At 51.3% G+C, this 26,261-nt stretch carries 15 protein-coding genes and 1 pseudogene; 9 read left to right on the forward strand and 7 right to left on the reverse strand.

Annotated elements, in window-relative coordinates; genetic code table 11:
* Positions 1-447: 447 nt before the first annotated feature.
* Positions 448-933 (reverse strand): hypothetical protein, encoded by a 486-nt coding sequence (locus J1G34_RS07460; protein ID WP_186753139.1) that lies wholly within the window; start codon positions 931-933, stop codon positions 448-450.
* 20 nt (positions 934-953) lie between these two features.
* On the reverse strand, positions 954-1,160 hold the full coding sequence (locus J1G34_RS07465; protein WP_186753138.1) for a hypothetical protein: 207 nt from the start codon (positions 1,158-1,160) through the stop codon (positions 954-956).
* Positions 1,161-2,015: 855 nt separating this feature from the next.
* On the opposite strand from J1G34_RS07465, the gene J1G34_RS07470 reads away from it, so the two are divergent.
* From J1G34_RS07470 to J1G34_RS07495, 6 genes are all read left to right on the forward strand, one after another.
* The gene (locus J1G34_RS07470) at positions 2,016-3,329 is read left to right on the forward strand and encodes a PDDEXK-like family protein (protein WP_186753137.1); all 1,314 of its coding nucleotides are present in this window, start codon (positions 2,016-2,018) and stop codon (positions 3,327-3,329) included.
* A gap of 168 nt (positions 3,330-3,497) precedes the next feature.
* The gene (locus J1G34_RS07475) at positions 3,498-4,118 is read left to right on the forward strand and encodes a hypothetical protein (protein ID WP_225930663.1); all 621 of its coding nucleotides are present in this window, start codon (positions 3,498-3,500) and stop codon (positions 4,116-4,118) included.
* A 536-nt stretch (positions 4,119-4,654) separates the two neighbouring features.
* The gene (locus tag J1G34_RS07480) at positions 4,655-5,950 is read left to right on the forward strand and encodes a DNA cytosine methyltransferase (RefSeq protein WP_225930664.1); all 1,296 of its coding nucleotides are present in this window, start codon (positions 4,655-4,657) and stop codon (positions 5,948-5,950) included.
* A 477-nt stretch (positions 5,951-6,427) separates the two neighbouring features.
* On the forward strand, positions 6,428-9,490 hold the full coding sequence (locus J1G34_RS07485) for a hypothetical protein (RefSeq protein WP_186753136.1): 3,063 nt from the start codon (positions 6,428-6,430) through the stop codon (positions 9,488-9,490).
* A 36-nt stretch (positions 9,491-9,526) separates the two neighbouring features.
* On the forward strand, positions 9,527-15,796 hold the full coding sequence (locus tag J1G34_RS07490) for a DEAD/DEAH box helicase (RefSeq protein ID WP_222993705.1): 6,270 nt from the start codon (positions 9,527-9,529) through the stop codon (positions 15,794-15,796).
* Between the two features lie 11 nt (positions 15,797-15,807).
* Entirely contained in the window at positions 15,808-17,424 is a 1,617-nt protein-coding gene (locus J1G34_RS07495; protein ID WP_186753134.1) for an NERD domain-containing protein, read from the forward strand.
* Positions 17,425-18,057: 633 nt separating this feature from the next.
* Here J1G34_RS07495 and J1G34_RS07500 read toward each other — a convergent pair.
* Both J1G34_RS07500 and J1G34_RS07505 read right to left on the reverse strand, forming a co-directional pair.
* Positions 18,058-18,447, reverse strand: coding sequence for a transposase domain-containing protein (locus tag J1G34_RS07500; protein WP_437182532.1), 390 nt, complete (start codon positions 18,445-18,447; stop codon positions 18,058-18,060).
* Between the two features lie 4 nt (positions 18,448-18,451).
* Positions 18,452-19,249 carry an NYN domain-containing protein gene (locus J1G34_RS07505; protein WP_222993707.1) on the reverse strand — a complete coding sequence of 266 codons (798 nt, stop codon included), beginning with the start codon at positions 19,247-19,249 and terminating at the stop codon, positions 18,452-18,454.
* 156 nt (positions 19,250-19,405) lie between these two features.
* On the opposite strand from J1G34_RS07505, the gene J1G34_RS27125 reads away from it, so the two are divergent.
* On the forward strand, positions 19,406-19,711 hold the full coding sequence (locus tag J1G34_RS27125) for a hypothetical protein (protein WP_225930665.1): 306 nt from the start codon (positions 19,406-19,408) through the stop codon (positions 19,709-19,711).
* 326 nt (positions 19,712-20,037) lie between these two features.
* Positions 20,038-20,385, forward strand: coding sequence for a DUF6957 family protein (locus tag J1G34_RS27625; RefSeq protein ID WP_437182540.1), 348 nt, complete (start codon positions 20,038-20,040; stop codon positions 20,383-20,385).
* Positions 20,386-20,552: 167 nt separating this feature from the next.
* Here J1G34_RS27625 and J1G34_RS07510 read toward each other — a convergent pair whose 3' ends face one another.
* The 3 genes from J1G34_RS07510 to J1G34_RS07520 are packed head-to-tail and all read right to left on the reverse strand — an operon-like array spanning position 20,553 to position 24,837.
* Positions 20,553-21,902 carry a transposase gene (locus J1G34_RS07510; RefSeq protein WP_186753132.1) on the reverse strand — a complete coding sequence of 450 codons (1,350 nt, stop codon included), beginning with the start codon at positions 21,900-21,902 and terminating at the stop codon, positions 20,553-20,555.
* Positions 21,899-23,908 (reverse strand): transposase, encoded by a 2,010-nt coding sequence (locus J1G34_RS27130; RefSeq protein ID WP_262411745.1) that lies wholly within the window; start codon positions 23,906-23,908, stop codon positions 21,899-21,901. The genes J1G34_RS07510 and J1G34_RS27130 overlap by 4 nt, the downstream gene beginning before the upstream one ends.
* Positions 23,905-24,837 (reverse strand): PDDEXK family nuclease, encoded by a 933-nt coding sequence (locus J1G34_RS07520; RefSeq protein ID WP_225930667.1) that lies wholly within the window; start codon positions 24,835-24,837, stop codon positions 23,905-23,907. The genes J1G34_RS27130 and J1G34_RS07520 overlap by 4 nt, the downstream gene beginning before the upstream one ends.
* Before the next feature lie 644 nt (positions 24,838-25,481).
* Between J1G34_RS07520 and J1G34_RS27630 the strand changes: the two are divergent.
* Positions 25,482-25,967: pseudogene (locus tag J1G34_RS27630) on the forward strand (TniQ family protein); the annotation flags it as partial.
* Between the last annotated feature and the right edge of the window lie 294 nt (positions 25,968-26,261).

The following is a 26,261-nucleotide window of genomic DNA, read 5'->3' on the forward strand; positions in this document are numbered from 1 at the left end:
CAACTGGAACCCTATCGGGACGGTGTATCTGAACCCCGAAAGGGAGCTGACCGTGGTAATAAAAGTCGCGTAGCGCGACGGTGGACGCGACAACTACCTTGAAAAACGCCGATCCCTTGATGCTTTGAGGGGTAAAGCCACATATGGAACCGTAAAGTGGAATGCAGTCCGACCTGTTCTTGAAGGACAAAACAGCGTTTGTAGGCACACAAGAGGCCATATCCCTAATGAAAGTACGCCACTCATTTCTATGTCTAGCGACATCGGGCCCGTTCAGGAGTGACCCTATTCATTGCAATTGAGAATATGGCTTAAGAGGGGCGGGTAATCTGCTAGCCCAATGTCAATCTCTCGCGAATTTTTTCGCCATTTTAACACGCTCAAATCGATGTCAATGCACGAGGGGGCATTGTCAGCTTTCAACAGCTTCTTCATCGCTTTTCCCCCTCAAAGAGCGGCGCTGACTTTGGCAGCACATTCACTGACGCGATCAGCAATAGATTCGAGGGCCGCGTAAGCATTCTCGGGTGTGCCATAGGATGACGCCATCAGCTCAAAAGCAGGTCCGTTGAGACCTGCGTTGGTCAACCGGTCAAAGCGGTATTCGTTATTGCGAACTGTCATGGCGAAGGCGACGTAGTTGCTGAACTGGAGGGAAGCGTAGGCCTTTCCACTCGACTTAACTACTCCATCGATTTGTACCGGGGTTACTGTTAATCCATCGACTTCAGCCTGCATACATGCAAGGACACGAGAGACATCGGCTTTAGGACGCTTAAACGTGATGGACTTTACGACAGGGTATCCATCCTTTCCCGTACCGGTGATAACACCCTGTTTAGACGCTAGCTCCTGCGAAACAGTTTTTGTACCGCAGCCAGCAGCTATAGCCGTACAGATTAACGCTCCGATAGTTACCAGCTTCCAATTCATAGAATTTGTCCCTTTTTCCCTTAGCTGATGATGTTCCTGATGATCCGTGCAAGGCCAAGGCCCGAATAGCCCTCCGAGTATCCGTGAGACACATCAACCTCATGCTGCTCCAATGCTTTCAGGACACGGTTCTTCACCATCTTTGAGCCACGCGATTGCCCGGCCTCATAGGCGAGGAAAGCCGCAAAACAGGCCAGTACAAAGCACATAGCGTAAGTGCCAAACATTTTTGCTCCATTCCAATATCGCCCCGGCTGGAGGGGCTGTGGTGTTGCGGGACTTTTGTTCGCACATGCGGCCAGAGCGATGTGCAAGCGCTCCATCCACTCTCGTTGATCAGCGCTAGGCTCATCCACGTTAGCGGCCGCGTCCAGCACATCCAGCAACTCGGTGGCAACCTCGACAATCGCAACCGTCCGACGGCGTATCGCCTCATCCAGTTGTTCGGCGTCTTGGCAGTCTTCACGCAGATTGGCAGCGAGTTGCTCTGGTGTATCGCAGTACCCGCAGGCTTAGGGGATACCTACCGAATGCTCATCACCCTCGATTCTGTAAACGAACAGCAGTCATCTTCGCCCTTTGCTGCTCCCTGACCACAGCCTGCTGATCTATTCGCGTCTGGATTTGGGTATAGAGCTGAGCCCGCTCGTTGTCGCGGTCGGCCACCGTAACCACCAGCGAATATTGTTCCTTTTCTGCAGCCGAGGGATTCCAGTCACGATCCTGCCTGACTACGACCACAAACCACTTCTCGCCGGGTTTCCCTTGTTTGAACGTCCAGCGAGAAGACTGAACCGTGCCATGGTTTCTCATTTGGGCGGGAATGTCGCGATTTGTGTCCCTGGCTGTTGGCGCCGGCGCCGAATTAAACCAGTTGCGGAGATATTACTGACCCGGGCAGACTCCTCGAGAACCACTACTTTTACTGGATTTGTGTTGACTTGAGGGTGGGTTAATCCCAAGTCAGCACGTGGGTCAATTCAGCGTTGGCGTTAAAAGCCTGGGCTATGGAACGGATCTACTGGTTTTTGAATTGCCCCCCAGAAATTTGTGATTAGCATTTTACCAACATGGAGGTGAACGTGGAACCGGCGGAATTTTATGCATTCTTGAGGGACCCCAAGCTATTGGAGCTGATGGAGCTCAACAAAACCGTCGACGACGTTTTTGAGGTGACGACACTTCTGGAGAACCAGAACTCTGAAGTGCTTGCTTGGTGCATGAACCCCCATGAAGGCCATTCCCAAGGCGACTGGGTTATCAAGGACTTTCTGGAAGCGGCCCACGCCGCCAGCGATGGATGCACGTATGACAACCGTAAGTTTTTTGCGAAGTGGACGCCGGGGAAAATTCGCACCGGCAGCTTCGGTGCGGCATTCGTCACCCGCGAGTTCAGTATCAAAGTAGACGAAGGCACCGCCAATGGTAGGCTGGATCTGTTTCTGGTCGACCCGGCGAACAAGATTCTGGTCGCGATTGAAAACAAGGTGAAGGCATCGCTGACAGTGCAGCAGCTCGAAAAATATGTACGTGCTGTCAAGGGTCAAATCAGCAATCGTAGAGTGTTTGCGGACTACGACTTGGCTTTCATCGTGCTCGATCAGGACCTTGAGAGCTACAAGGAAAGGCAATTGCTGGAGTTGGGCAAGCGCTGGGCGCTTCTCGACTATCGATGGCTGGAAGCCTCCGCTAGCAGGGCGCGATTCCAACTGAGTCGGGGTAACAACTCCGCGCAGTTGCTGATTGCCTATTGCCAAAGCGTGACCCGATGGCAAAGCCCGACCAACGAAAAAATCTCGGACCTTGCAGCGGATCTGGTCCTGACTCATCAGACTGTGGTTAATGCAATGCGCTCGTCGAAAGGTAAGCCGCTGAATCAGTGGATACCCGCCACCGTCCAGGGGCATCTGGGCGAGTTGACCCTGTTCGTCGTCCAGCATCGCCAAGTATGCGACAAGCTACTGAGCGTAAGGGGCGTGGCCAGCCTAACGCCCCTGTTGCTCAAGGCCATCCCGACGCTCTCAACCGAGCTGGTTGATCAAGGTGTTCAATGGATCTCAATAACACCACCGGAAACGACGGGGCTAATGCGCGATGAAGGCTGGCCGGTCTACGTCACTATCTACCGGGTGGCCAAGGTGTCTAAGCCATCGGCACCCAAATATAACGTAAGGCTGGTCTGGGATAAAAACGAATTCGATGTGGACAAGGTCAGTGAGAACGCTCTACGGCTTCACTTGAGCAAAAGCTTCCCCGGGTTGGAGAAGTTTGCTTCATCGCAAATGCGCCGGATCCTGTTGGCTGAGCATGTAACGCCCATACAGGCGATCAACTCTGCCGCAAAAATCATGAAACTTCTATCTGCCCAGATATCCAATTGTCCCGGGCTGGATTAAACCGATAAGGAGGCAAATCGGGTCGAGCCCAGCTTTGCACGTCTACCCATCAAATGGATTCAAAGTGGTGGCGTCGCGGCCTTCGATAGTCGTGTAGGAAATGAGGCACGCTGCGCACTGCAGCAAAACACCAGCATCGGAGCACTGAGGCTTTTCGTAAGCTTGTGCATGCTTGCGGATTACTACACTGGGCAGGTGAAGACTACTTATCCAAAGCTGATTGCTTTGTCCGGTTTATCGAGGCCGATTGTTGCTCGATCACTCAAGCGACTCGTGGATGAAGGGATGCTCGATAAATATGACAAGCCCGTGCGTGAGGGGACCATATTGCAGATGGCCGGATGGGAGGATGGCTTCCATGGAAAGCCTCCCAAATCCAAACTCTACGACGGAAGCAGGACACAATTGCTCATGTTGCACCAATTTGAATTTAGTGCGTTGAGCCTATACGCGCTAAAGGTATTTTTCGTGCTTTGTGCGTTCAGGAATAGAAACAATTTCAACATCGCAACCATTAACTATTCCACCATTTCGCGCCTGTCGGGTGTACCGATGTACCAGATTCCAAGCTCATTGAATCGTCTGTATCACTTGGAGCTAATCTCCTACAAACAGGCTGACTACTACGAGCCAGGAAACACTGATCAAGATCGGACCAATCGCTACCTGATTCGAGGCCTTGGTGACAAGTCGCCCGCATTCAATCCTGAGAAGTCGACAGCTAAGTCAGGCAAGGCAAGCAAGGCGAAAATCGCGGCTGCCAATGAATTCGTCGCCATCAAACCCTGAATTCGTAGATGTAAATCGCCCGCATCATCAGGTGTTCGGTCATTCGTTCGTTGTCAGTCTTGAAACGTGACACTGTTTATCGGCTACTTGGCCATTGAGGGAAGTGCTGAGTAGCGTGGATGAATCCACTCAGGGATTTTGGTCATAGTGGTGAGGAGGCGCTCGGTAAGCGTACGGCCAACTCATCTTGACGTAAGCGTCCGGCTAGGACTTGGTACTCCAGGAGAGACAGAGCTGTCGGCGCCGAGGCCGATGTGACCCGGTTGCCGAGATTTCACTGCCCCAGCCTGACTTTTCGTAAATCATTGTCTGTGCTGGATTTTTGCAGGTTTGGAGATGGGGCAATCTTGCGTCGGCAACTGGATCAATCCAGGGGCAGCGCCAACAGCTACGCGCCCTGTCGATAACCGCATGCACAAGCTAACCATGCATCCTCCAGAACATTCAAACCTCCTAAAAATCATAGCCGCTCAAGCACTACTAAAGCAGTCCTGGAACTTAATATGGGGCTGTGCGACAATTCATTGGCACACTAAGTGGCCGAAGGCCATCACTTGACTATGCTAAATGCGATGACAACCCCGAAAAAGCTACGATTTTGCGACGTGTTTGCCGGATGTGGAGGCCTCTCATTGGGCCTCCTTGAGGCTGGACACGAAGGTGTCTTTGCCATAGAGAAGAGCTCTCTAGCTTTTGAAACGCTTCGCTTCAACTTGATCGAAGGAACTAAGTACCAGTTCGCTTGGCCAAAATGGCTTCCAAAGCAGGCCATGACCTGCGAAGACTTACTCTCAGGCTTTTCTGAAAACGTTGCGGCGCTCCGAGGCCAGATTGATCTCATCGTTGGTGGTCCTCCATGCCAAGGATTTTCAACGGCGGGAAAACGCGACCCCACTGACCCTCGCAACAAAATGACAGAGCAGTACCTTGCTCTTGTTGGTTTATTGCAACCTCAATACTTAGTTATTGAGAACGTTGCTGGATTCAACATGCGCTTCGAGACCAAGGGAGGAGTTGCCGAAGATATTGCGAATGCCGGCCAGGCCTCATACGCGAAATACATTGCAGAGAAATTAGATGCTCTCGGATATGACGTCGACTCAGGACTCGTCAATTGCGCAGATTTTGGTGTCCCCCAAACCCGCCATCGCTACTTTATGCTCTGCGAGCGAAAAGGGAATTCTTCTCAACGATCTAACCTGCTGAAAATGGTACAGGAAAGCCGGCGCGATTTTCTAACCGCCAAAGAATTACCCATCACTCGCCATGTAACAACACGAGAAGCAATTTCTGACCTTGAAACACATGGGAAAATTCTTGTTTCCAATGAAGACTCTGGAATGTCGAGATTTCTTGAAGCAGAATATACCCCTCACCCAAACCCCAATGCGTTCCAAAAACTTATGAGGCTAAGCTGCGAGAATCGTGCACCGAATAGCCGAAGACTTGCGAGACACAAGGCCGAAACCAGAGAATATTTTAAGCATATTCAGGAAATCTGTCGCCCAGGGTATTGCTTATCACAGGAGGAGCGAGAACAAGTAGGAACTAAAAAGCACGCAACAACAGTTCTCGATCAAGGTAGACCAGCCCCAACAATTACGACCTTGCCTGATGATATCCTCCATTACAGTGAACCAAGAATTCTTACCGTACGTGAAAATGCTCGGCTTCAATCATTCCCAGATTGGTTCGAATTTCAGGGAAAGTATACGACCGGTGGAAAGCAAAGAAAGCAAGAATGCCCCCGCTACACTCAGGTTGGTAACGCCGTCCCACCATTAGTCGGCGAGGCTATTGGTCGGATGTTAGCCGTCCATAAGCTTTACTAAATCGCAGAGCTCCTTACCGGTACCATTTGAAAATACCGGCCTTCGGGTCGGTGTTACAAAAGCCCGCTACACAACACCTCCCATATCCGCCCGGGAACTGCTCTGTCACCTAAAGAGCTCTTGCTGCACTGCCTGCACAGTATGCATATAGCCTAATCTAAGGGTATGATAGCCATGTGCTGCATACCCTATACAAGCGTCCGCCACACCCAGCAGCCTACATCACTAAACATCTCAAGGGAGCTCCCGATCTTGAGACAGTCTGCTTGTGACTGGCCGGCTGCCCGGACAGGCCAGCTGCTTCCGGACTTCGCAAAACTAACTCTGACAAGAAGCCAAAAGAGTGCTTTAACTATACCCAAACAGGGAGGCTGCTCGGACGTACCAGGCACAAACGACTAAATGCATCGCACCTGACTATACGGAGCTACCTTTCAACGGTTCGCTATCTTGCCGCATGAGTGAGAAATCATACGTATGAACGCTAGTGAGGACGGCCTTCTCGAACCCCAGACTGAGATACCCAGCCAATTTGGCCATGTACAGGAGCTGCCAGATTCCAAGAGCAAGCCACTCGACGATAGATTCAGCGAATGGAATCTTCGCTTGCTACATAGCTTCTTCTCCGAGGCATCCAAGGGTGAGGAGGTGTTCCTTAGGGTGGACAAGGAGTTTCTCGACCAAATTGGTCAAGATATCGGTGGTGACGCTGGATTTTTGGACGCAGTTCGTATTGGCCATATCTGGGCCAACCCAGACGGTAGCCTCGCTCAACGCATACGTGATCTGGTTGAACAACGAAAAGGAGATGCTAATAACCGCAACTACATGGACCCTGGCGCTTTGGATCCTACCTACCTAGGCCTGCATGCCCCTGCATACCTTCCCTACCTTGCCGCTCTGATCAGGAACGATGCGGAGAACCCGAACTCGTATTATGGGGGGCTACAAGCAGATCTTAAACTGCACCATACTTTCGGCCCCAATGAAATGGATCGCGTTGAATCGGCTTGGGCCGATTTGCAGAAGTGGACGGAAAGAAATGCTGGGCGGTTCGGCTCCTTTAAACTGAGGAGATTGGGTGGCTATCACCGGATCGGCGTGCCAAGATCCCAAAGCATTTTAAAGCCCCAAGATATAGAAAGCCTTGCACAAGCGTTTGTACAGGCACAAATTAGACCTGGCCAAGAATTGTCCAAAGCATCCTTATCGCGGATATTGGACGAGGCGCGTGCGACGAAACGGATTTTCACTGCCGGATTTCAAAAGGCACTCGATATTCCTGATTTCGAACAGCCTATCCTTGCTGCAATCAGCACTGCATATTCCGATTGGGATGGAACATTAACGGATAAAAATAGTAGTTCACATTATTCATCCACTGATTTAAAAGATTTAAAAGGAGTTGGCATTTCTTTAGTGGTGGTGCAGGATGCCCCCCTGGAGATTTCCCCTCGCTGGCGTCTGCCTGCTTTACAAGATACTGGTAAGTTTGTGCTGTCCCACAATGAATTGAAGTGGAAGGGATGCTTTTCCGGCACGGAAGGGACAAACTGCACGTCATCTGCCAAGCAAGATGCGGAGTTCTGGAGAATCGCTGAACAAGCATCTGAAAACACCCTGCAGTTTAATGTCCAGTACCTTGGTATCGAAGAGTCAGAACCTACAACACTCCAACTTCTGTTAAGGCGACATCTGCTCTGGGTTCTGGTTCCGGCGTTTGATTCTGTGACTGGAAACTTAGAGTTGAGAGAGGGTGATCTTCCTGGGAGTGGACAGGCCTTTCTATTGGCCCCGCCCCACAGTTTTGCATCTCTCAAGAGCTACCTCGAACGTGTCAAACCTGATCACAAACTGATATCGGCGGCAGGAATTCCTGATAACTGGTTGTTTGTTAATTTAGTGGCGTGTGACAGTCTTACGCTTGAGCAACGTCTTCTCCCTGATGGGGAGGAATGTGCCCATCCAAAGCCTCGTAGTATCCGTTTTGTTGGTGGAAGGTCGATTCGACGCGGCTACAGTCGCATGTATCTGCCCTACGATCTACCCATGATTGAGTTAGACGCTCCTGAGGACACGCGCATAACATGCTCTCAAGACATCATTATCCATGAGACGTTCTTACCCACTTATGCGAACACGGGCGAGCAAGCCCAATTGATACCGTTAAGACGATTCGAGATTAGGCTGCCTAGTGCAAGAAGTGCATCGTATGTGCTCCACGCAACTACCAAAAATGGTACCCAACTCGGCCAGGCAAAGTTGAGAGTTGCCGGTCTGGGAGGAGACTTTGTTGATATAGGGCGTCCATTTAGTCTGGACAATCTTGGAATACCGATGACATCAGACGAAGGTTTGTCTGGTGTTTTCCTGCCAGTTATTGAGCAATCAGCCTTCAAGGTCGTTGGTTTTGATTTAAAGCCCGTAGAACTTGGGGCCATCGTTAAACACGACGCTGTCATTATCGATGTTCGGAAAAAATTCCTCGACTCACTCGCCCAGTCAGGTAGTTTTGATTACGGCGTAGCAAGAAATCAATTACAACGACTTATCCGTACTTCTGATGCATTCGGTGATCCCGCATTAATCCTGCTGGACCTTTGTCGGCGCGGTCACCTCGAAATTTCCAGAACGCATAAGGGGCATATAGCTCGAATACATTCGGTTAAGCCCACTTTTTACTCGCTACCTTCCACATCTCACGGCCCTCAAATTTGGGGGGTTGCGGGAACCTTACGTATCTCTCATTGGGAGAATATCGCAAGAGCAGAAAAGGCGTGGACTACGCACAGCTTGATCACCAATGCGGTTGAATTCGAGTCATGGCGATTGCTCATCATTAATGAATTTGAAGCTAAAAAAACATTAGATCAAATAGGTTTCCAGCTTACACAAACACCTTGCATTTCAATTGCGAATTGGGCTGGCAGTTTGAAGGAATTCACAAACGTAACGCTTCACAACACAATGGAGTCTATTGGAAGCGCTCGAGGTAGCGCCATGCGATTCCACGCAGGCCAGGGGCGATTTACAGCCAACCCCTGCGGCAATACAAGCGAGCTTTGGAAGGTGCAAGATCTTGACACAGGAATGGACAACCTGTACGTGCTCGCGGACCAAGGAAGGTACGCCTTCGTCCGCGACTCACGTTGGGGTGTTTGGCTGGCGCTTGACGCATTTGCAAAGTGGGTGAGCATTAGAACAGGCCTTGAGGACCTTCACCCAATACCTATCACGTATGAGCGAAATAATGGGACCGTTTGGCTCCCAGCCAGAATTGGCTTACCAAGTGTTCTTGAACGTGCCCTTGTTCTATGTGCTGGCTATGCCCCAGAGGTTCTTACGCTTCAAAAACAAGAGACGAATGGCTCAGGTAATAGGATCTCACTTTCCTACACAGTAGATGGACCAACAGTCTTTTTCGCCAATCGGTTTTACAACGATATGGCAGAAGGCAAGTGGCTTGCATACCGACATGTCCCTGAGGTGGTTGCTAATCTTATTGCCACCAAACTTGGGGCGGTTCTAGATATTTTCTGATTCGCAGCACACTAATTGAAGCTATAAGGAAAAAAAATGAAAGACCCAGTTGGCGCTTTCGATACTTTCCAGAACGGAATCAAGCGATACATAACCTCAGCATTTCGAACGAACTCCCAAACCTTTGAGGAAGATCGAAAGGAATTACTGGACCTGCCTGGGGTTCTGTTTCAAACACCCTATGTTGAACCAATTCCTTCCTACAAGTCAGGTCGAAAACTTACAGAGTTGCTCGAAAGTGACCTCCCTAGCTTAAACGAGGTGGGACGCGATGCGTTCAAAGCGGTTGTCAGTGCTGGGCTATTCAGTGGTGGTCATCCACTCTACCTACATCAGCAAACGATGCTTAGGAAGTCACTGGAAGGCAAGCATTGCGTCGTCGTAACCGGCACAGGTTCAGGCAAGACGGAATCCTTCTTGCTTCCCGCCTTGGCCAATATCGTCCGGGAGGCTACAAGTCTATCCACTCAATGGCAACATCCTTCGAAGACTCCTAGTGAGTGGACCAAGGAAGAACTGCCGAAATGGAATGATACTCGAAAAGAGTTGCGTGGTGAGAAGCGTACGGCGGCAGTTCGGGCACTCGTTCTGTATCCCATGAATGCACTCGTTGAAGATCAGGTTTCTCGCCTACGCCTCGCACTCGATACAGATGAAGTCCATGCAGCGCTTGACCAATATCTCGCGGGTAATCGAATCCGATTTGGCCGCTACAATGGTTCCACGCCAGTTTCCGGCCATCCTTTCAAGGCCGATGGGAAGCCACATACAGGCAAGCGCTCCGAGCTACGCGAGGATTTGAAGGCAGCAGTCACAGACTATGTCTCAATGTGCCAAAAAATTAAGCATTGCCGTGATGCGGTTGCTGAAGCTGAGGCAGCCAATATCTCGGAAGAGATTGACAAGGCCAGAAAACAACTATCTCAATCATTAGAGGAAGCCAGTTTCATCCGACGTATGTCACCAGACGCGGCGGAAATGTTTCATCGCTGGGAAATGCAGGCAATGCCGCCGGACATCCTCGTCACAAACATCAGCATGTTGTCCATCATGCTAATGCGGCACCCCGATCCCCACATACCCGGTGATCGTGCCGACTCCGACATGTTCGAGGAAACGCGAAAATGGCTTGAAAAAGATCGTCAGAACCACGTATTCCAACTCATCGTAGATGAACTCCACCTGCATCGTAGCTCGGCAGGTACGGAAGTCGCTTATCTAATACGTCTCCTTCTGAACAGACTCGGGCTTGACCCGACAAGCCCTCAGTTACGGATACTCGCATCTAGTGCGTCGCTTGATGGAAGTGATGATGCCACCTACGAATATCTTGGCGGCTTCTTTGGTTATACGAGTGAGGATGCGAAGTCTCGCTTCCATATCGAATCCGGAGAGCACCTCCATACACTGGAAGACGACATCCCCGAATTCAACAATGCCATAGTGGAAGCCTGCCTCAAGGCTGGGGGTACCAATATTCAAGAAGGCGACGACAATGAAACCCTAGAAGTGATTTCTGTCGTTGATCTCCTTGCCGTCGACGAAGTCACCAGCAACAAGTGCATTCTCGCTGGATTCGATACCAACGGGCAGATCCGAGCCAAGCCGATCAATATGCTTTCCGATTACTGGTTCGCTAGCCTTCCCGCTAACAAGCGCCCCATTGCCGCTAGGGGTTTGTTCCGTGCCATTGGTTCCAAGCACGCGAGGGACAAGAGGCTGTCCTTCCCGCGCCTTCGCTTCCATTGGATGGCCAAGAATGTCGAAGGTCTCTGGGCAACCATCGAGTTGCACGACGAAGACCATGATCGACGCAGCGGAATGCTCCTGCCTGACCGGAAGCTCTCCTTGGATGGGCGGCGCGTGCTTGAAGTTCTTTATTGCGAGTGTTGTGGCACGCAGCTTCTATGTGGGAACAGGATTCCGCTAAAGAATGGGCTGGGAATCGAAACACAATTCGAATTAACTTCCCTCGAAACCCAAATCAACGGACTTCCCGAGACTACAGTCGAGACACGCACAGACGCCCAGAGATATAAGGATGTCGGTGTCGTTTGGTTGCGTAACCTTGATTTCGACCCTACTACAATCCCGGACAATCTGAAATGGAAGCACGGTACGATTGAAACTGACTCAAAGGATGGTCGCCCAGGTAAGCCACGAGACAACAAACCCGCAAGTTGGATTACGGCGACCATCGATCCCATTACAGGTCTAGTCACTACTGGGACACAAAAAGGTGGTCAGCCCTGCTATCTCTTTCACGCAGAAATACCAGAGGCAAACCGCCATGAATACTCGGCGATGCCCCAGCGTTGTCCATCGTGTCACATTGACTATTCAGAACGTTATGGCCGTCGTACGCCGATCCGATCGTTTGTGACTGGCTTGGCGCGCATGTCACACTTGTTCTCCAAGCACCTGATGGGAGTCCTACCTGAGGGAAAGAGCCGTAAGCTTGTGGCTTTCTCTGATAGCCGCGAGGCGGCAGCGAATCTTTCTGTTGGCGTGGAAGAAGAGCAGTGGATGCTGCTGCTACGCACTTTCATCAATCAAGAGCTGAAGAAACGATCTGATAGCGGCATAGATGTGTTGATGAAGGACGCTCTGCATGCAATTGAATCTGTAGAGGTAGAAAAAGTCCAAGGCATTCGTGAAAGGGTCAAGAATCTATTTGGTCAAACAGATGGATCGCTACAAAGATTCAATTTGTTCGTGCAAGCCGCAAGGGCGGTGGTCGAAGACAAGGAAGGCGCTACAGACGAGCAAGTAGACCAAGTAAAAAGAATACGCGCCCATAAGCATGGGTATGTGCGTGTCGATGACATCATTGCAAAGCCAGGCCCCGATAGACAGTTAAGCCCTCTTTGGCGAGATTTCATCGAGAAGGGAATTAACCCTGGCGGTGCATCCGTCGATAAACGAAAGGTTGGACACAAAGGGAAAGATTGGACGTCTATCTTCAAGACATCTGACGGAAACCTGGTCGCCAAATTAGAAGATGAGGCCAACCTGCATGATATTGAGTCAATTTCCGAGTCGCTGAGAAAGGTTTCGTGGCGAACTCTAGCCGGGCGCCTCTTGTATGACCTTGAGGCGCAAGGGATAGGTCACCTAGCTTTTCCGCCAGACAAGGCTCTTCAGTCGCCAATTGGCATGCCTTCAGAAGTCTTCCGCCTCGCATGCGATAGCATCCTCCGTATCCTCGCTGAGGAAAACCGGCTGGATCCCAATCCATGGAACAGGCCAACCGATGGCTGGAGACACGACCAGCCCACTGGCGCGGCAAACGAAGGAGCTGCGAAGAAGCGCGTCCATGGCTATCTGACGAAAGTGGCTGCGGCCCATAGAATTAACCGTGACGCACTGCATGACTCCATGGTTAATGCCTTCAAGTTGGTGGGGCATGTACAGGGGGACCTTTGGGGCGTGGTCCGGCTGGAAAAACTGTGGACCCGTGTTGTCGGTCCTGAAGACTATCCATGGGTATGCTCGAACTGCGGGCGGGTTCATTGGCATGCATCTGCGGGCGTGTGTTCACGCTGCCTAGGCAAGCTCGAGACACAGCCCAATGGGAAGGCCACGGCCAAGGAAATCGAAGACGAGCACTACTATGCCCACGAGGCGAATGATAAGTCGTCTGCATTTCGCATTCATGCTGAGGAGCTAACCGGCCAAACTCAAGACCAAGCCCAACGCCAAAGGCACTTTCGCGACATCTTTTTCGATGAAGAAACGATTGAAGATATCGGTACGCGCAATGTATTGAGGAATGTAGATTCCATCGATTTCCTGTCGGTCACGACAACGATGGAAGTTGGTGTGGACATCGGTTCGTTGCAGGCTGTGATGCAAGCGAACATGCCCCCAGAGCGCTTTAATTACCAGCAGCGTGTAGGGCGAGCTGGTCGTAAGGGACAGGCTTTTTCAGTGGCCTTCACCTTTTGTCGCGGACAAACTCATGACCGCATTCACTTCGAACACCCCAGCGAAATGACAGGGGGCGTGCCCCCGCAGCCACGACTTGCCATGGGCGACGATCAACGCATATTAGCCGAGCGCCTCATCGCCAAGGACATTTTGAGACAAGCTTTTCGTGCTGCAGGCATTTCATGGGTTGCAACTAGCCAAGATCCTGATACACACGGTGAGATGGGCACCCTTGCCAATGCCGAAGCAAATATTGCGTTGGTCAGGAATTGGATTGCTGTGAATGGAGAAGCCATCAAGAACGTGGCACGAACCATAACCTCAGGCTCTAATGTATCCACCGAGACCCTCATAGAGTATGTGTCACATCTGCCCGAAAAAATGAAGGATGCCGTTGAAGGAAATGAGTTCGTGGCATCCACACTGGCTCACCGCCTCGCTGAGGCGGGTATTTTGCCAATGTTTGGCATGCCAACGAGCGTCCGAGAGCTCTACTTCAAACTTCCCTCTGGAAAAGGTGACGCGGAGCGCGATGCAAAGTCTCTCGACAGGCCTGCAGACCAAGCCATCGCGGACTTCGCTCCAGGCTCGGAGCGCACATGGGACAAGCGACGGCTAACCCCACTGTACGTTACAGGACCACTGTTCAATGATCCTCGTGTTGGTCGCTGGAAAGCCTCAGGGGCCCCCATAGGAGCAGCGTATGTGCACGTACGCTGCGGAGCATGTAGGCAACTTCATGTAGAGCGCATTTCTATAACCGCCATGAGGACTCACGCAAGTGAATCAGGGTTGTGGAATCCAAGCTGGCTTCAGAACCCTCCTCTGAGCGTTATTTGCCCAAATTGTGGGGCACAAGACGCGAAGCCTTACATGGCCGTAGCTCCGCGTGCATTTGCAACTGACATGGATACTACTAAGCCAGCGCTTGGAGGCGGCGAGAATAGGGGGCGTTCGGGCTCAACAGACATCTCCAGCCCCCGACTCAGCGCTGAGGGTTTCAAACAAGTCTGCAATACACAGGTCAAGCTAGAGCGGCAAGCTCCCGTATTTCGTACCAATACCAACCGTAGTGAATACTTTGGCTTTAAAGAGGTTGGTAGTATTCAGGAAGGCGGGAGTAAATGGATTCATGCTGAGGGCGAATCCATCTGGCGATCAGAAGACGAAAACCCGGATTTTAAGGTTGCACTTACTTCACCCAAGACCACGGATATCCTTGCAATACGCATGCTCGATGGTAATGGCTTGAAATACTTCGAAAGCAAGGACGAGGCTAGCCTAACAAGACGCCGCGCCGCTTGGTATTCTGCCGCGACCATCTTGCAGCGTGCCATCGCTCTAGAATTAGATGTTGATTCGATGGATGTAGAGATCGCATCTGTCCACGCGGTCACAGACCTTGGCGGTGGGGAGATGTACCTTGCCGACGCCCATCCGAACGGTGCGGGAATCGTAGATTCGGCAATGTCTCAATGGGAATCCATCCTACGAGGGAGCTTGTTTGGGGAGGGTGACACTCCGCGAATGGGCAATATGATCCGTGAAGAGATTGATCTCTCAAAAACGAAAGGCAACGAGTGGCGCAGCCCGGACCTCCTACTCCGGGGTTTCCGTAACCGTCAAGTTCATGGTCTTCTTGATTGGGAGCTAGGCATCGACTTGTTGGCCTCCATGCTAGATGCTAACTACAAACCTGGGTTAGATACCGTGGCTGCCAACAAGGTCCTGCCCATTGGAGCAGAGGGCAAATGGGACGTTCGCGCAGCTAGGCTTGTCGATGCATGGACTAAGAATGGATTTCCTGCAGAATCTATCATCCACGATGGTAACGTTCATGGATGGGCAACTGATGGAGTTCTCAACGTAGTCGTCCATCCTCTGTGGGATGGCTATGCTAGCGAACGAAACGCGATTGGTGACGCACATCATCTCGCTGCCAAACAAGGCCTTGGCCGGATCCGGCGCATCGATTCCTTCAACTTGTCCCGTCGCATGATCTGGGTCCGCGCTAACCTACAAAACGACCAGATGTTTGTCGTCGAAGACGTTGATCCCAATTCCACGCCGGGAGCACTGAGCAAGACGCAACTAAGCTCGCAGTACAATGTAACTGCGAAGGCTCTTACCAGCCTTCCGGATGACACCACTTTTTCTTTTGCCGGCAGAAACTGGCGGAAAGTTGGCCCGCGCAAGATCAGCCAGCTCAGTGATGGCGAGGAATGGCTAGCAGTTACTAATAGGGGGGAACTCTTGCCTGTCACCGCGTACTTCAAACGGAGTATGGCTACCCCAAGGCTCCGCACCCGCGACGGTTTCATCCGGAGCGAAGAAGCCGAAAAATTTCGGTTTGTTGCGCTGCTTACCAATTCATAGGACGGAAACCGATGCCAAGGATCATTGGAAATCTTCCAGCAGACCGCTGGGAGAACGAAGTGCTAAAAGCACTCAAGAACCAGTTACCAGACAATTGGGTCGTCATGCCTAGTGTTAAATGGACGCTTGCGAAGAACGGCTACGTCCGTGATGGAGAAGCAGACTTCGTCGTTCTCGCACCAGACTCAGGTCTTGTTGTCCTTGAGGTGAAGGGTTCCAAGGAGTTCAAGGTGGACGAGGATGGGAAGTGGAAGCGAAAGCAAGACGATGAGACGTGGGTCTTGCTTAAGGAATCCCCACCCGAACAAGCCATGCGGAATATGCACGATCTGCTTGGTGTCCTGTTGGAAAGAAACAAATGGAAGGAGTTTCCGGGACGATTCTCCTACATCGTTGTGTATCCCCAAGGAGAGGCACGCAGCCTTCCGGCTATGTTCGATGAGTCCACCATCGGAACTCGCCGTCATATGAGCCAGTTAGTGTCCCGGCTTCGAAATTCACTGGAAAAGCGTGGAGGGACGGGACGTGCCGCGCAGTTCACTCCACAAGTCGTTGAGTCTGTGATCAATGACCTCAAGAACAGACAATTCCAGATCCAGAAAGTGGATACGGACGAGGACGTTGTCAGCGACATGGGGAAAATCGAGCAACTGACTCGACAGCAGTTCGCTAGCCTGAAAGGCTTATTCCAGCTTCCAAGCGTTGCAGTTATAGGCCCTGCGGGGTCAGGGAAAACTGTTCTGGCTATGTGGAGACTGCACGCTTTAGTCGAACAAGGTCTACGGTGTATATACGTTTGCTATAACCGCACGCTCGCCAACATCTTGCGTCTTCGCAATCCAGACCACACCGAGTTCATCTGGAACGTTGATAGGTTGTTCCTTGAACTTTGCCCGGATTCGCGCCACAGGTTTGGCCAAGACGATTTCCATCGGGAGGTTCTGCCGAGCCTGGTCATGGACAGATCGGATGAAGTAGTCAAATACGATGCCATCATCGTTGATGAAGGCCAAGACTTCTCGGAAGAACAGATCATCGCACTACTCGAGCTCCTTTCTGACGAAGGAGGATGGGCATTCTTCGCCGACTGGAAACAGGATTTGTACAGTGCCGGAAAAGGTGTCCCGATCGGCGCAGAAGTGATTTTCCATCTCCACTACAATTGCCGGAATACGGTGAAGATCAACGAGGCATCAAATCGCTACTTAAATACAAAAGTTGAATCAATGACCGGCATGCCGGTTGGTGTTTCGCCAATGGTCGAATCGACTAACGATCAGGTGAAACGCGCTTGGGAGATTGCGAAACAATGGAGTGGAGAAGGCCCAGTGGCGATACTGAGTCCATTCAAGCTTGAAAATTCCGCTATGAAAGGCCAGAAGTCTGGGCACGGACTTAGTCTAAGTACAGATATTGAAGATCTAGGAAAGAAGGATACAGTTTTCTTCTCTACTATCAAATCATTCAAGGGTATCGAGGCCACATCAGTCATTGTTGTTGACGTAGGCATCCCAGGTGAACATATTGCGTTCACAGATGAAGACCTCTATGTCGCTTGTACACGCGCAACCACAAGGCTGGCCCTTCTTTCTTCGAAGAAAGAAGTAGTCAATTATTATAATAATTGACTGGCTGTTGGCGCTGATGTGATTTTGATCCCACCTGCTGATTTCGACTGACCTATATGCTTCCTCTGAAACTCCGCGCAAAGACAGAGTGTTACTGAGTATCCGGTTGGGTTAAAAAATTTCCGCAGTTTGGGTCAGAATCGCATCAGCGCCAATATGCCGATAGCCCAAAGTAAAGAAATGTTGTCCTTATGGTTATTTTTAGCACTTAAAGGAAACATTTCTTTTCCTTGCTGCATGGATTTTTTGGACGCCCAGCCAGCAAGCTGTTGGCGCCGGCGCCGAATTGACCCAGTTGCCGAGATATCACTGACCCGGGCAGACTCCTTGCGAACCACTACTTTTACTGGATTTGTGTTGACTTGAGGGTGGGTTAATCCGACTTCAGCACGTGGGTCAATTCAGCGTTGGCGTTAACATATGGGGTAATGAAAGCATTCCTAGAGATCTTCCTCAAAAGCCGCTTACCCTCCTTTGTTACAGGGTCGAATTGCCGCGCTTCTCTTCGTACGAAAACTATCGGCTGAACCGGGCGAAGCTGTAGGGAGGAATGCATGGATAACCAGCATAAAGGCTAAGTAGACCGGTAATGGCACCAGTTGGAGGTGCGTCCGGACATCCCGTCTTGCGCAACTAAACCGGTCGCCACCTATGCGGTAGTAGCTCCGCAATCTCACTTGCCCGCTGCGTCGGCAGGCGCGTGAGGACGTCCTTCAAATAAGCATACGGATCATGGCCGTTGAGTCGCGCCGATTGGATCAAACTCATGATCGCCGCTGCACGTTTACCGCTGCGTAACGATCCCGCAAACAGCCAGTTCGAGCGACCAAGAGCCCACGGACGAATTTGATTCTCGCACCAGTTATTATCGATGGGCACAGCACCGTCATCGAGATCCAACTCAACTTCGGAGCCGTGTCGCACACCCGGCCAGAAGAAGCGTCCTTGATTCAAACGCCGGGCGGCAAGGTGTGTTGCCCGGACGGTTACTTCGCGGTGCCCAAGCCTGGTGATTAAGAACAAATCATTATCTGCTCTGCTGTTTATGCCGGGCGTACATCACAGCGCTGCCACCGGAAGCATTACGTGCCTGAAGCTCGAAGGCGTGCGGGTAGCCTTTTATAAGGTCGCTCAGCTTTTTGTAGCCATGAGTCCTGGGATCGAAATCTGGCCGCAGCTTCGTGATGTTCGCGCCAAGCGCGCCTAGGTGTGCCCACCCATCCTCGTCAGCGATGTCGTCGAGGATTTTCGCGATGAATCCCACAGGGGCTTTGGGCTTTTTAAGCGGCTCAGTCTGCGTGGCTTCACTGGACTCGCTGGCGCTGGTAGCGGATGTACCGGATAGTTCACTTGTGGGGAGAGGAAGGGCATCCTCACGTAGCAATTCGATGTAAACGAACTTGTCGCAGGCAGCCACGAACGGCTTCGGTGTTTTCTGTTCACCGAACCCATATACCGTCAGTCCCTCTTCACGCAGGCGAGAGGCGAGGCGGGTGAAGTCGCTGTCACTGGACACTAAGCAGAAGCCGTCGAAGCGTCGGGTGTACAACAGATCCATCGCATCGATGATCAGTGAGCTGTCGGTCGCGTTTTTCCCTTTGGTGTAGGCGAACTGCTGGATCGGCTGGATGGAGTGATCGAGCAGGACCTTCTTCCAACCGCCTAGCTGTGGGCCAGTCCAGTCGCCATAGATGCGCTTGACGCTGGCAACCCCGTATTTGGCGATCTCTTCGAACAGAGCTTCGACGATTGCTGCCGGGGCATTATCAGCATCGATCAGAACTGCCAAATGCTTCTGTGTATTGGAGGAGGTATTTATGGCCATGGATCATCCTTGAGTGATAGCACTGCACACCACCATACCCACAATTGGAGAATTATTCCGGGCATTTGGGCGGTTCTGTAAGAACTGACCGATGGCAAAGCGGCCAAGCTTTGAACCTCTAAACTTGAGTTATGTGTTAACCGAGGCTTGGATGGGATGAAAATCACAGGTCGTGTAGAAGTCGAAGCTGTGACCGACGTGCGTTGTGACGTATGCGATTGCTCTACCCGTCTAGGAAGCGGCAATTTGAAGTATGGGAGCCTCCATGCGCATTGGGGCTATGGTGCCTTGCACGACGGTGAACGCTATGAGGTGCATCTCTGCGAAACCTGTTTTTTTGCTACCCTCGCTTACCTCAAGCAGGAGAGACGCACAGCGCACATGTTTGAGACTGACCCTAAATGGCCGGGAGACGATTTCGGGCTGGCCACCAAGGATGACTTTTTCCATGACAGGCACTGACCGACAACCATGGTGAGGTCATCTATCTAGGCTTTTTGGAACCGGATGACGGCGACTCCATGTACTGACGGAAGGATCGCATTAAGTCCTCGTCGGTAGCCTTTGGTACGGGCGCGCACCGCGTGGATTTGGCTGGGTGTCGCCAATCGTTGTGGCGATACCGCATAAGCCAAAGCATGAGTCGCAGGGGAAATTGCTGGGCAACTCACTTACCTTTGGAATGACCAACCAGGCTATCGAACACGCACATTGAAGAGATTGTGAACACGGAGGCGCCGCTCATGAAACTCTCGGACTTCGCGATTTATTTGGGAGCAGGTGAGCCTATGTCAGGTTGTTCTTTGCCTCTAGAGGCAGCAACGGATCTGGCTAAGACGCGATGTCCCGAGCACCCCTTCTGCTTGGTTTCGGACTGGATACTCTTTGACCTCACGATGACGCCCGAGCAGATAGGTGCCGTTCATTCCGTTGGACAAGAGCCTTCAGCTGTCTATGCGCGCAAAGTTGTTTTGGACAGTAGACGTAGATTTCAGGAAGGCGACTGGGTAGTGAGCACTTTAAAGATCTGGTGCGAGGACGAAGGGCTTTTTTGTACGCGTAACACGCTCTACATACTTTTAGGAAATGGACGCCGACATTCGCTTACGCTCACAGACTATCTATCACTTATCTGAAAGCGGCCTGCCGCGGCCCACATGATTATGGACTGATGGGCTCGCAGCCTGTGCGGGTTTGTGGCGGCAAGTCCATGTTGTTTGAACGCTCCTGCCCAACGCGCGTAACAATCTGATTTCATCACATAGAAAAGACCCAAGCCATTTTACACATGATTAAGGAATCGCTATTTGGGCTTCGTCGGCTTGGGCGGTGCTACCGTATCGATGTACTCGAAGAATGCACTCGCTTGCTCCTCTGCCGACAGTTGAACTAATGAGGTGGACCGACGTTTTTTGGATAGTTGGGGATCTGTCTGCACGAGAACGTCCACAGACTTCTGAGCCGCTCGTTCGTGCTCAGTCAGCGCTGAATCGAAGACCTTAGAAATGACACGCTGATGACGGTCATCACGCGTAAATTTCACAACGTTCGACTTCATCGGTGCCGGCACATCAAACGGGCATACCAAATGCAGCTGCGCTTTCTTGGGCCGCCCACCTATCGCCAAGTATTGCAATTCCTCCACCTGACCGGCGCTTACTGTGTAGGCGGTAGACCGGTATGCGTTAAGGATGTCTATAACATTCACCGACTGCCGACCCGCACTGCGACATTCCACATATGCAAGCTTCAAAAGCAGCGCTACCAATCGCTTGATCCCAAAAGTGCAACGGTATACCTCCTCAGCAAGCTCAACGATGTCCACGCTAATGTAACCATTGCTCACCCGCAGGCATTCAGCGATGTAATCTATCCAATCCTGGCTATTGGGCTCTTCCGGTAACATCAGTCGAGGAGCAGCAAGCAGCCGCTGAGTATCTTCGCTGTTTCGCTTAAGAAGCTTGTGGGCAAGACTGTAGTTGCACACGAAAACCATGGGTGGGCCAATCGCTGCCATGGTCAACAGGATATCAGTCACCATTGCGGCCCCAGCCCCCGTGCTAATGTGTTGCATCTCCTCCAGTATCGTGAGAGAGACCCCATGCTTGTTAGCCGCTCGTCGCGACTCCTTTAGAAGTATGGCAACAGTGCTCATGCGAAGCTTGGGGTTATCTCCAAAAACAAAGTTCTCAAGAAGAGCTTTTCCGCTCGCCTTACCTCTAGCACTAGCATACCAATGCGACAGCAGGGGCACGGTGCCTTGGTAAAGATCGCACGACAGCTCTGTTGGCTGCGGTAGTACCTTGCGCAACGCCACAATGGTTTGGCTTTTTCCAATCCCGGCCAAACCCGTTAAGCACAGGGGGGATACTTCGAGCTCTGGTGGGTTGAATACCCTCGCTGAGTATTGGGCCTGGCTCGAGAAGAGCTGCTGACTGTGTAATGACGCCCTGCCTACCATCTCTTTGATGAATGCCAGGGAAAACTGATTGGGGATAAAAATTTGTTTAAGCGTACTTTCCAACAGCTCAGCTGCAATCAGAGGATCGATGGATTCCAGTCCCTCTACAGGCTCTGGTCTTACGGTGACCTTGGTACGGATTTTTTCTGAGTCCAGGCAATCACTGAACCGAGTGTCGGTTAGAGTGTTCATCCCGTTTTACCTGTTAAGCGATCATAGTCGTCTGAATCTCGCAGCACCGACGAGTTTCTTGGAGGACGCCCCGGTTTTCGACTACCGCTGAATGCTTCCTCCCCTGTGTTCTGCTTGAACTTGTCCCACATGTGCTGCTCCGTGGCTGGGGTTTCGTCGCGAAGCACAGCCTTACCTTCGTGCCTCATTTGATCAATGTCTTGGAGATCGCGTAGCGAAATATCCACGAACCTCTCACTGGTCCTTTGAGAGCGGAGGAAGTCGAGCTCATAGAGCGTACCGTTTACCTCAATCCATATGTGCCGTACGCACATTGTGAGGGTGTAGGCTGATGTAGAAATCACTCCGTTCTTCGCTACCCGATCAAATACACCTGTCGCGACCAGCGATTGAGATCTGTACTTACGCCCGTAAAAGTACACTGCGTCCTTCTGGATTGTGGCTGGTCTTTCCGCCAGGAATTTCCTGACAGCAGTATCGGGATGCATCGTTTGGCCTGAGTTTCTGGCCCGCTTGTCCCAGTACTGAAAGATCGCAACCGGTGTAGGCTTAACTCCCGCCAGTATCAGCTCCTCATCCATTCGACGACTGGCGTCTGACACACGATTATCCAGTAGCACCTGCACGATTTCTCGTTTTGCCATCTGCACGAAATTCAGCGTGCTGTGGAAATAGCTGGGTTGATCCCATGTTTTCTTGTCTCTCGGGTGAGATGACTCCACCGTCGCTTTGGACTGTCCGGAGAACACAGGGGTATTCTCAAAGGTGCCTAGCCAACCGATTTCGGACTCCACGTCGTAGTTAGCTCCCGGACCGCGATCGAATACGAGCGCCCCAGATAGACCGTGACTTGGCCAATCATCAGCCTCAATGGGAATCCCGAATAGCTCACAATATTTGACCTTATCGCTAGCCATCGAATACAGGCACATTCTGTAGGCGTCCATGCTTTCCTTTCCATCAGCGAAACCGATGCCCAAGATGAGTCCCGAGAGTCCACACACGGCTCGAACGACGCAAAAGCTATCGACCGCGCTACCCTCCGTTACTCCGGAAAGCTTCTCGGAGATGTAATAGCCATCAAATTCAACACGCTGATTCACGTTGAGCAATCGATCCGCGAAGCTTCCCAGAGATCCCGAGATGGCACGCGTCTTGTGCGTCCCTCTAACCCCAATGGATCGCTGCTTAGGATTGACCGCTTGTTCAATCTGATATCGGACTTGGGAAAACGTGGGAAAAGGTTCACCGTTGGGATGAATGAACCTGATGCCATCGCTACCTTTCTTCGTCACACACCCAAACACCTTGGTAAGAATTTCCGCATAAATGGTGTTTGCAGTTTTGTAGGGAGAACGGCAAGCGATATATCCCGAAAGAATCTTTTCTTTCATCGCTTGGTCGGACCGAAAGCCCCAGCTCTTACCATGTGGCGAGGGGCGCCCCAATTTGCGTACGTATGACGGATCATCTCGATTCCACCCACCAATACGATGCAGTGGTGGCATCAGCGCCCATTTGTTGTGGCCGAATACGATGTAGGTATAGAACCAGAGCCGTAGACGAGCAGCATTTTGCTCAGGCTTGTGAGCCTTGGCATGTGCATTGATGATGGCGTCCGGGCTGTCACTGGAGAGTATTTCGGCGAGTCTTAGGACCAGATCAGAAATGGCAGCGAAACGACGATTGACCTTCTGATCATAGCTTTCCTTGGAAGACACACGTCGGCTCTCTCGATGCGATATGGAAATGCCTCCAACAGGCTCAAGCCACGGGGGAGTATTGTCTGTTATACCAAGCTCGAGTATCAGTCCATCCTCAAGCGCCTCTTCAAATTCGATTCGTGTCAACGTAATGAGAAGTGAGGCAAGCTCATGATTGCCGTCATAAAACTCAACCAGGCGGACTCGGTTGGTACTGCCGTCACTGTGGAGGAAGTGGTAGATCTTCCCCTTTTCCAGAGACAAAAAACCCTCAGGCGCGATCAGTCTAGCGCCCGAGATCACGACGCTATCCCCTGAAAAAGTGATGCGTATATCTGAAGAAGATCACCTCCTTCCATGTCGAGAGGCTGATCAATGAGTATAGGTTTTAAGAAGTTGACCAGGAGCTTGCGTTGCCAGATATCCTGGTAGATTTTCGCAATGAATTGATCCCGACTCGCCCAGCATTTCGCGTATCGGATCGCAACGTACGCTACAGGCTCGCCGGCAAAAGCTGCTTCCCGAACCGCAGAGCTAAAGTCATCTAACAAATTAGGACCTAGCGACAACGGCAGTTCGTGGGTCATGAATAGCAGGTCCAAATTGGCAATCACTGTAGGGGACAGCTCATCCATGGACATCTGCACAGTTCTGACGCCAGCGCTGGCGTAGTAGAGCTTTTCCAACTCGGTTCGAAGGGTAGCGTGCGCGCGATCTTTCTTTTGCTGCACCGGGGTTTTTGCAGCCGTGATCCGACGTTCACCGAATGCCGCTTTGCTGTCCTTCACCGTCCAGTTGATGGTATATGGAATGCCTTCCTGGTCCTTCAGATACAACAGGAGGTCTCCTTGGTAGGGGAACGGCATTTTCACCCGCCGCCCATCGGCCAAGTCCACACCGATCTCGTGATGCTTAAATCCCAACTCTTTGGCTATCTCGACCGTCCCAGTGACAGGACAGAGGAAGTAGCCCTTCGTGAGTGGATGACCGCGGAGCGGATGCCCGGAGCTCAACGGCCACAGCATTTTCTGCTCGTGAAGGTCGATCAAATCGGGATGGTAGAGCGCTAACTGACTAAAGACCTTTTCTGGAGTCGAAAGAGCATGTATTGCGCGGCCCAGCCTTCGACTATTGAGCCGGCTTATGCGAGAACCCTTCGGTGCCTCCCGGGGAATTGCCAACGTCGCCGGGATGTACGTGTCGCCCCATTCGAACCGACCTTGCCGGCTCATTATGAGCTCCATTCTTTTCTGCGGTGTCATACAGATAGTCCAATTTCTATAGGGCACCACTCAGTCATAAAAGCTGGGGATAAAATCAATGACTTACGTGGAGCCCTTGCCGTTCGGGCACGTGTACATCAGCGCTTCTGTGGATAAAGCGCATTTCTTGTGGATGAACGAATCCTTGCGAGGCTTGACGCCTCACAACCAGAAATAGAGAATGGAATGGTCAGCCGGTTAAATCTGACTTATCCACAGGGACTCAAGGTCGCACTTGAGTCCCTGTCTCTAATTAGTTCGTAACGTAGAAATTTAATAGTTATTCATCGGTAGCCTCGGTGATTCCGCCATTGCTTACCCCATAGTCAGTTATCACTCTACCTTCTCTGGGTTTAAACGCGCATAGAAGAAGCATATTACCGTTAGGACGGCGACAGTGACAACAGATAGCGTTGTTCCCGTCGGTGGGTGTTCGTGGGCTATAAGAGGTTAATCGACAAGCTCTCATAATCATTTCTTACTTAAAATATCCAGTTATACGATTTGGAAATTAAAAGCCTAATTAAAAATTTTGGAATACCACTGTTATAAAAATAAATCTCCCTCCGTGTAGAAGCATTTCCTAGTCTTAATGCTCTATCGAGGATGGACTAATGAGTATCTGCATTTCAACAGCGCCCACAGAAGTGCTCAAATGGTTTGAAGATGAAACCTTCTACAGCCTTTGCAGCCGCCAGCACTGCTGGTTGGGGCATATAGATACGCCGGCAACGCTAGAGTGGCTCTATGGCCCTAACTACCGCTCAGTAACTCACGATTTCCCTGGCAATCTCGATGCGCTAAGCAGCCGGCTTACAGATTGCTGGGGCGACGTAGAGTCCATAATCTATGGACACACCATCTTCCCGTTATTTCGCCCATTCCAGTGCCAGACACAGATCCAAAGTGTAGAGACGTTGATGAGAGGTCCATCAGTCGGCTCACTGAAATATCGCTTAGGGTTGCTAACAGGCCGGTTCGGGGCTGAGCACCCCTTGAAAGCATGTTCCATCTGCATGGGCCGAGATCTGAGTCTACATGGCGTAGCTTACTGGCATAGGAGCCATCAATATCCAGGAGTGCTTTTGTGCCCAATACACCATTCGCCTCTGCTGGTAAGTGCACTCAATCGCCCATGGTCAGGGCGCTTTCGCTGGGTCCTTCCGGAAGAGCAATATCTGGAACCCTATACATCAGTCCTTCAAACGAACAGTGCAGCGCGGTCTATTGGAGGCGCTGTTTTGGATCTGGCATCCCTCCCATTATCGAGACGTTTTGAACCATCCATAGTCTGCACCGTGTATCGAGACTTTATAGATAGACCTACGCATAACCTATCAACTTTTTTGGAGCACACTAACTTACTGCAGCCGTATTCACCGTTCACATCACTC

This window comes from Pseudomonas sp. Wu6 (genome assembly GCF_019891515.1).
Lineage (GTDB): Bacteria > Pseudomonadota > Gammaproteobacteria > Pseudomonadales > Pseudomonadaceae > Aquipseudomonas > Aquipseudomonas orientalis_A.

Coding starts and splice junctions, on each gene's coding strand:
- J1G34_RS07475 (WP_225930663.1), top strand. CDS start 3,498: ATGCTTGCGGATTACTACACTGGGCAGGTGAAGACTACTTATCCAAAG.
- J1G34_RS07460 (WP_186753139.1), bottom strand. CDS start 933: ATGAATTGGAAGCTGGTAACTATCGGAGCGTTAATCTGTACGGCTATA.
- J1G34_RS07490 (WP_222993705.1), top strand. CDS start 9,527: ATGAAAGACCCAGTTGGCGCTTTCGATACTTTCCAGAACGGAATCAAG.
- J1G34_RS27125 (WP_225930665.1), top strand. CDS start 19,406: ATGAAAATCACAGGTCGTGTAGAAGTCGAAGCTGTGACCGACGTGCGT.
- J1G34_RS07510 (WP_186753132.1), bottom strand. CDS start 21,902: ATGAACACTCTAACCGACACTCGGTTCAGTGATTGCCTGGACTCAGAA.
- J1G34_RS07485 (WP_186753136.1), top strand. CDS start 6,428: ATGAACGCTAGTGAGGACGGCCTTCTCGAACCCCAGACTGAGATACCC.
- J1G34_RS07520 (WP_225930667.1), bottom strand. CDS start 24,837: ATGAGCCGGCAAGGTCGGTTCGAATGGGGCGACACGTACATCCCGGCG.
- J1G34_RS07495 (WP_186753134.1), top strand. CDS start 15,808: ATGCCAAGGATCATTGGAAATCTTCCAGCAGACCGCTGGGAGAACGAA.
- J1G34_RS27625 (WP_437182540.1), top strand. CDS start 20,038: ATGTCAGGTTGTTCTTTGCCTCTAGAGGCAGCAACGGATCTGGCTAAG.
- J1G34_RS07465 (WP_186753138.1), bottom strand. CDS start 1,160: ATGTTTGGCACTTACGCTATGTGCTTTGTACTGGCCTGTTTTGCGGCT.
- J1G34_RS07505 (WP_222993707.1), bottom strand. CDS start 19,249: ATGGCCATAAATACCTCCTCCAATACACAGAAGCATTTGGCAGTTCTG.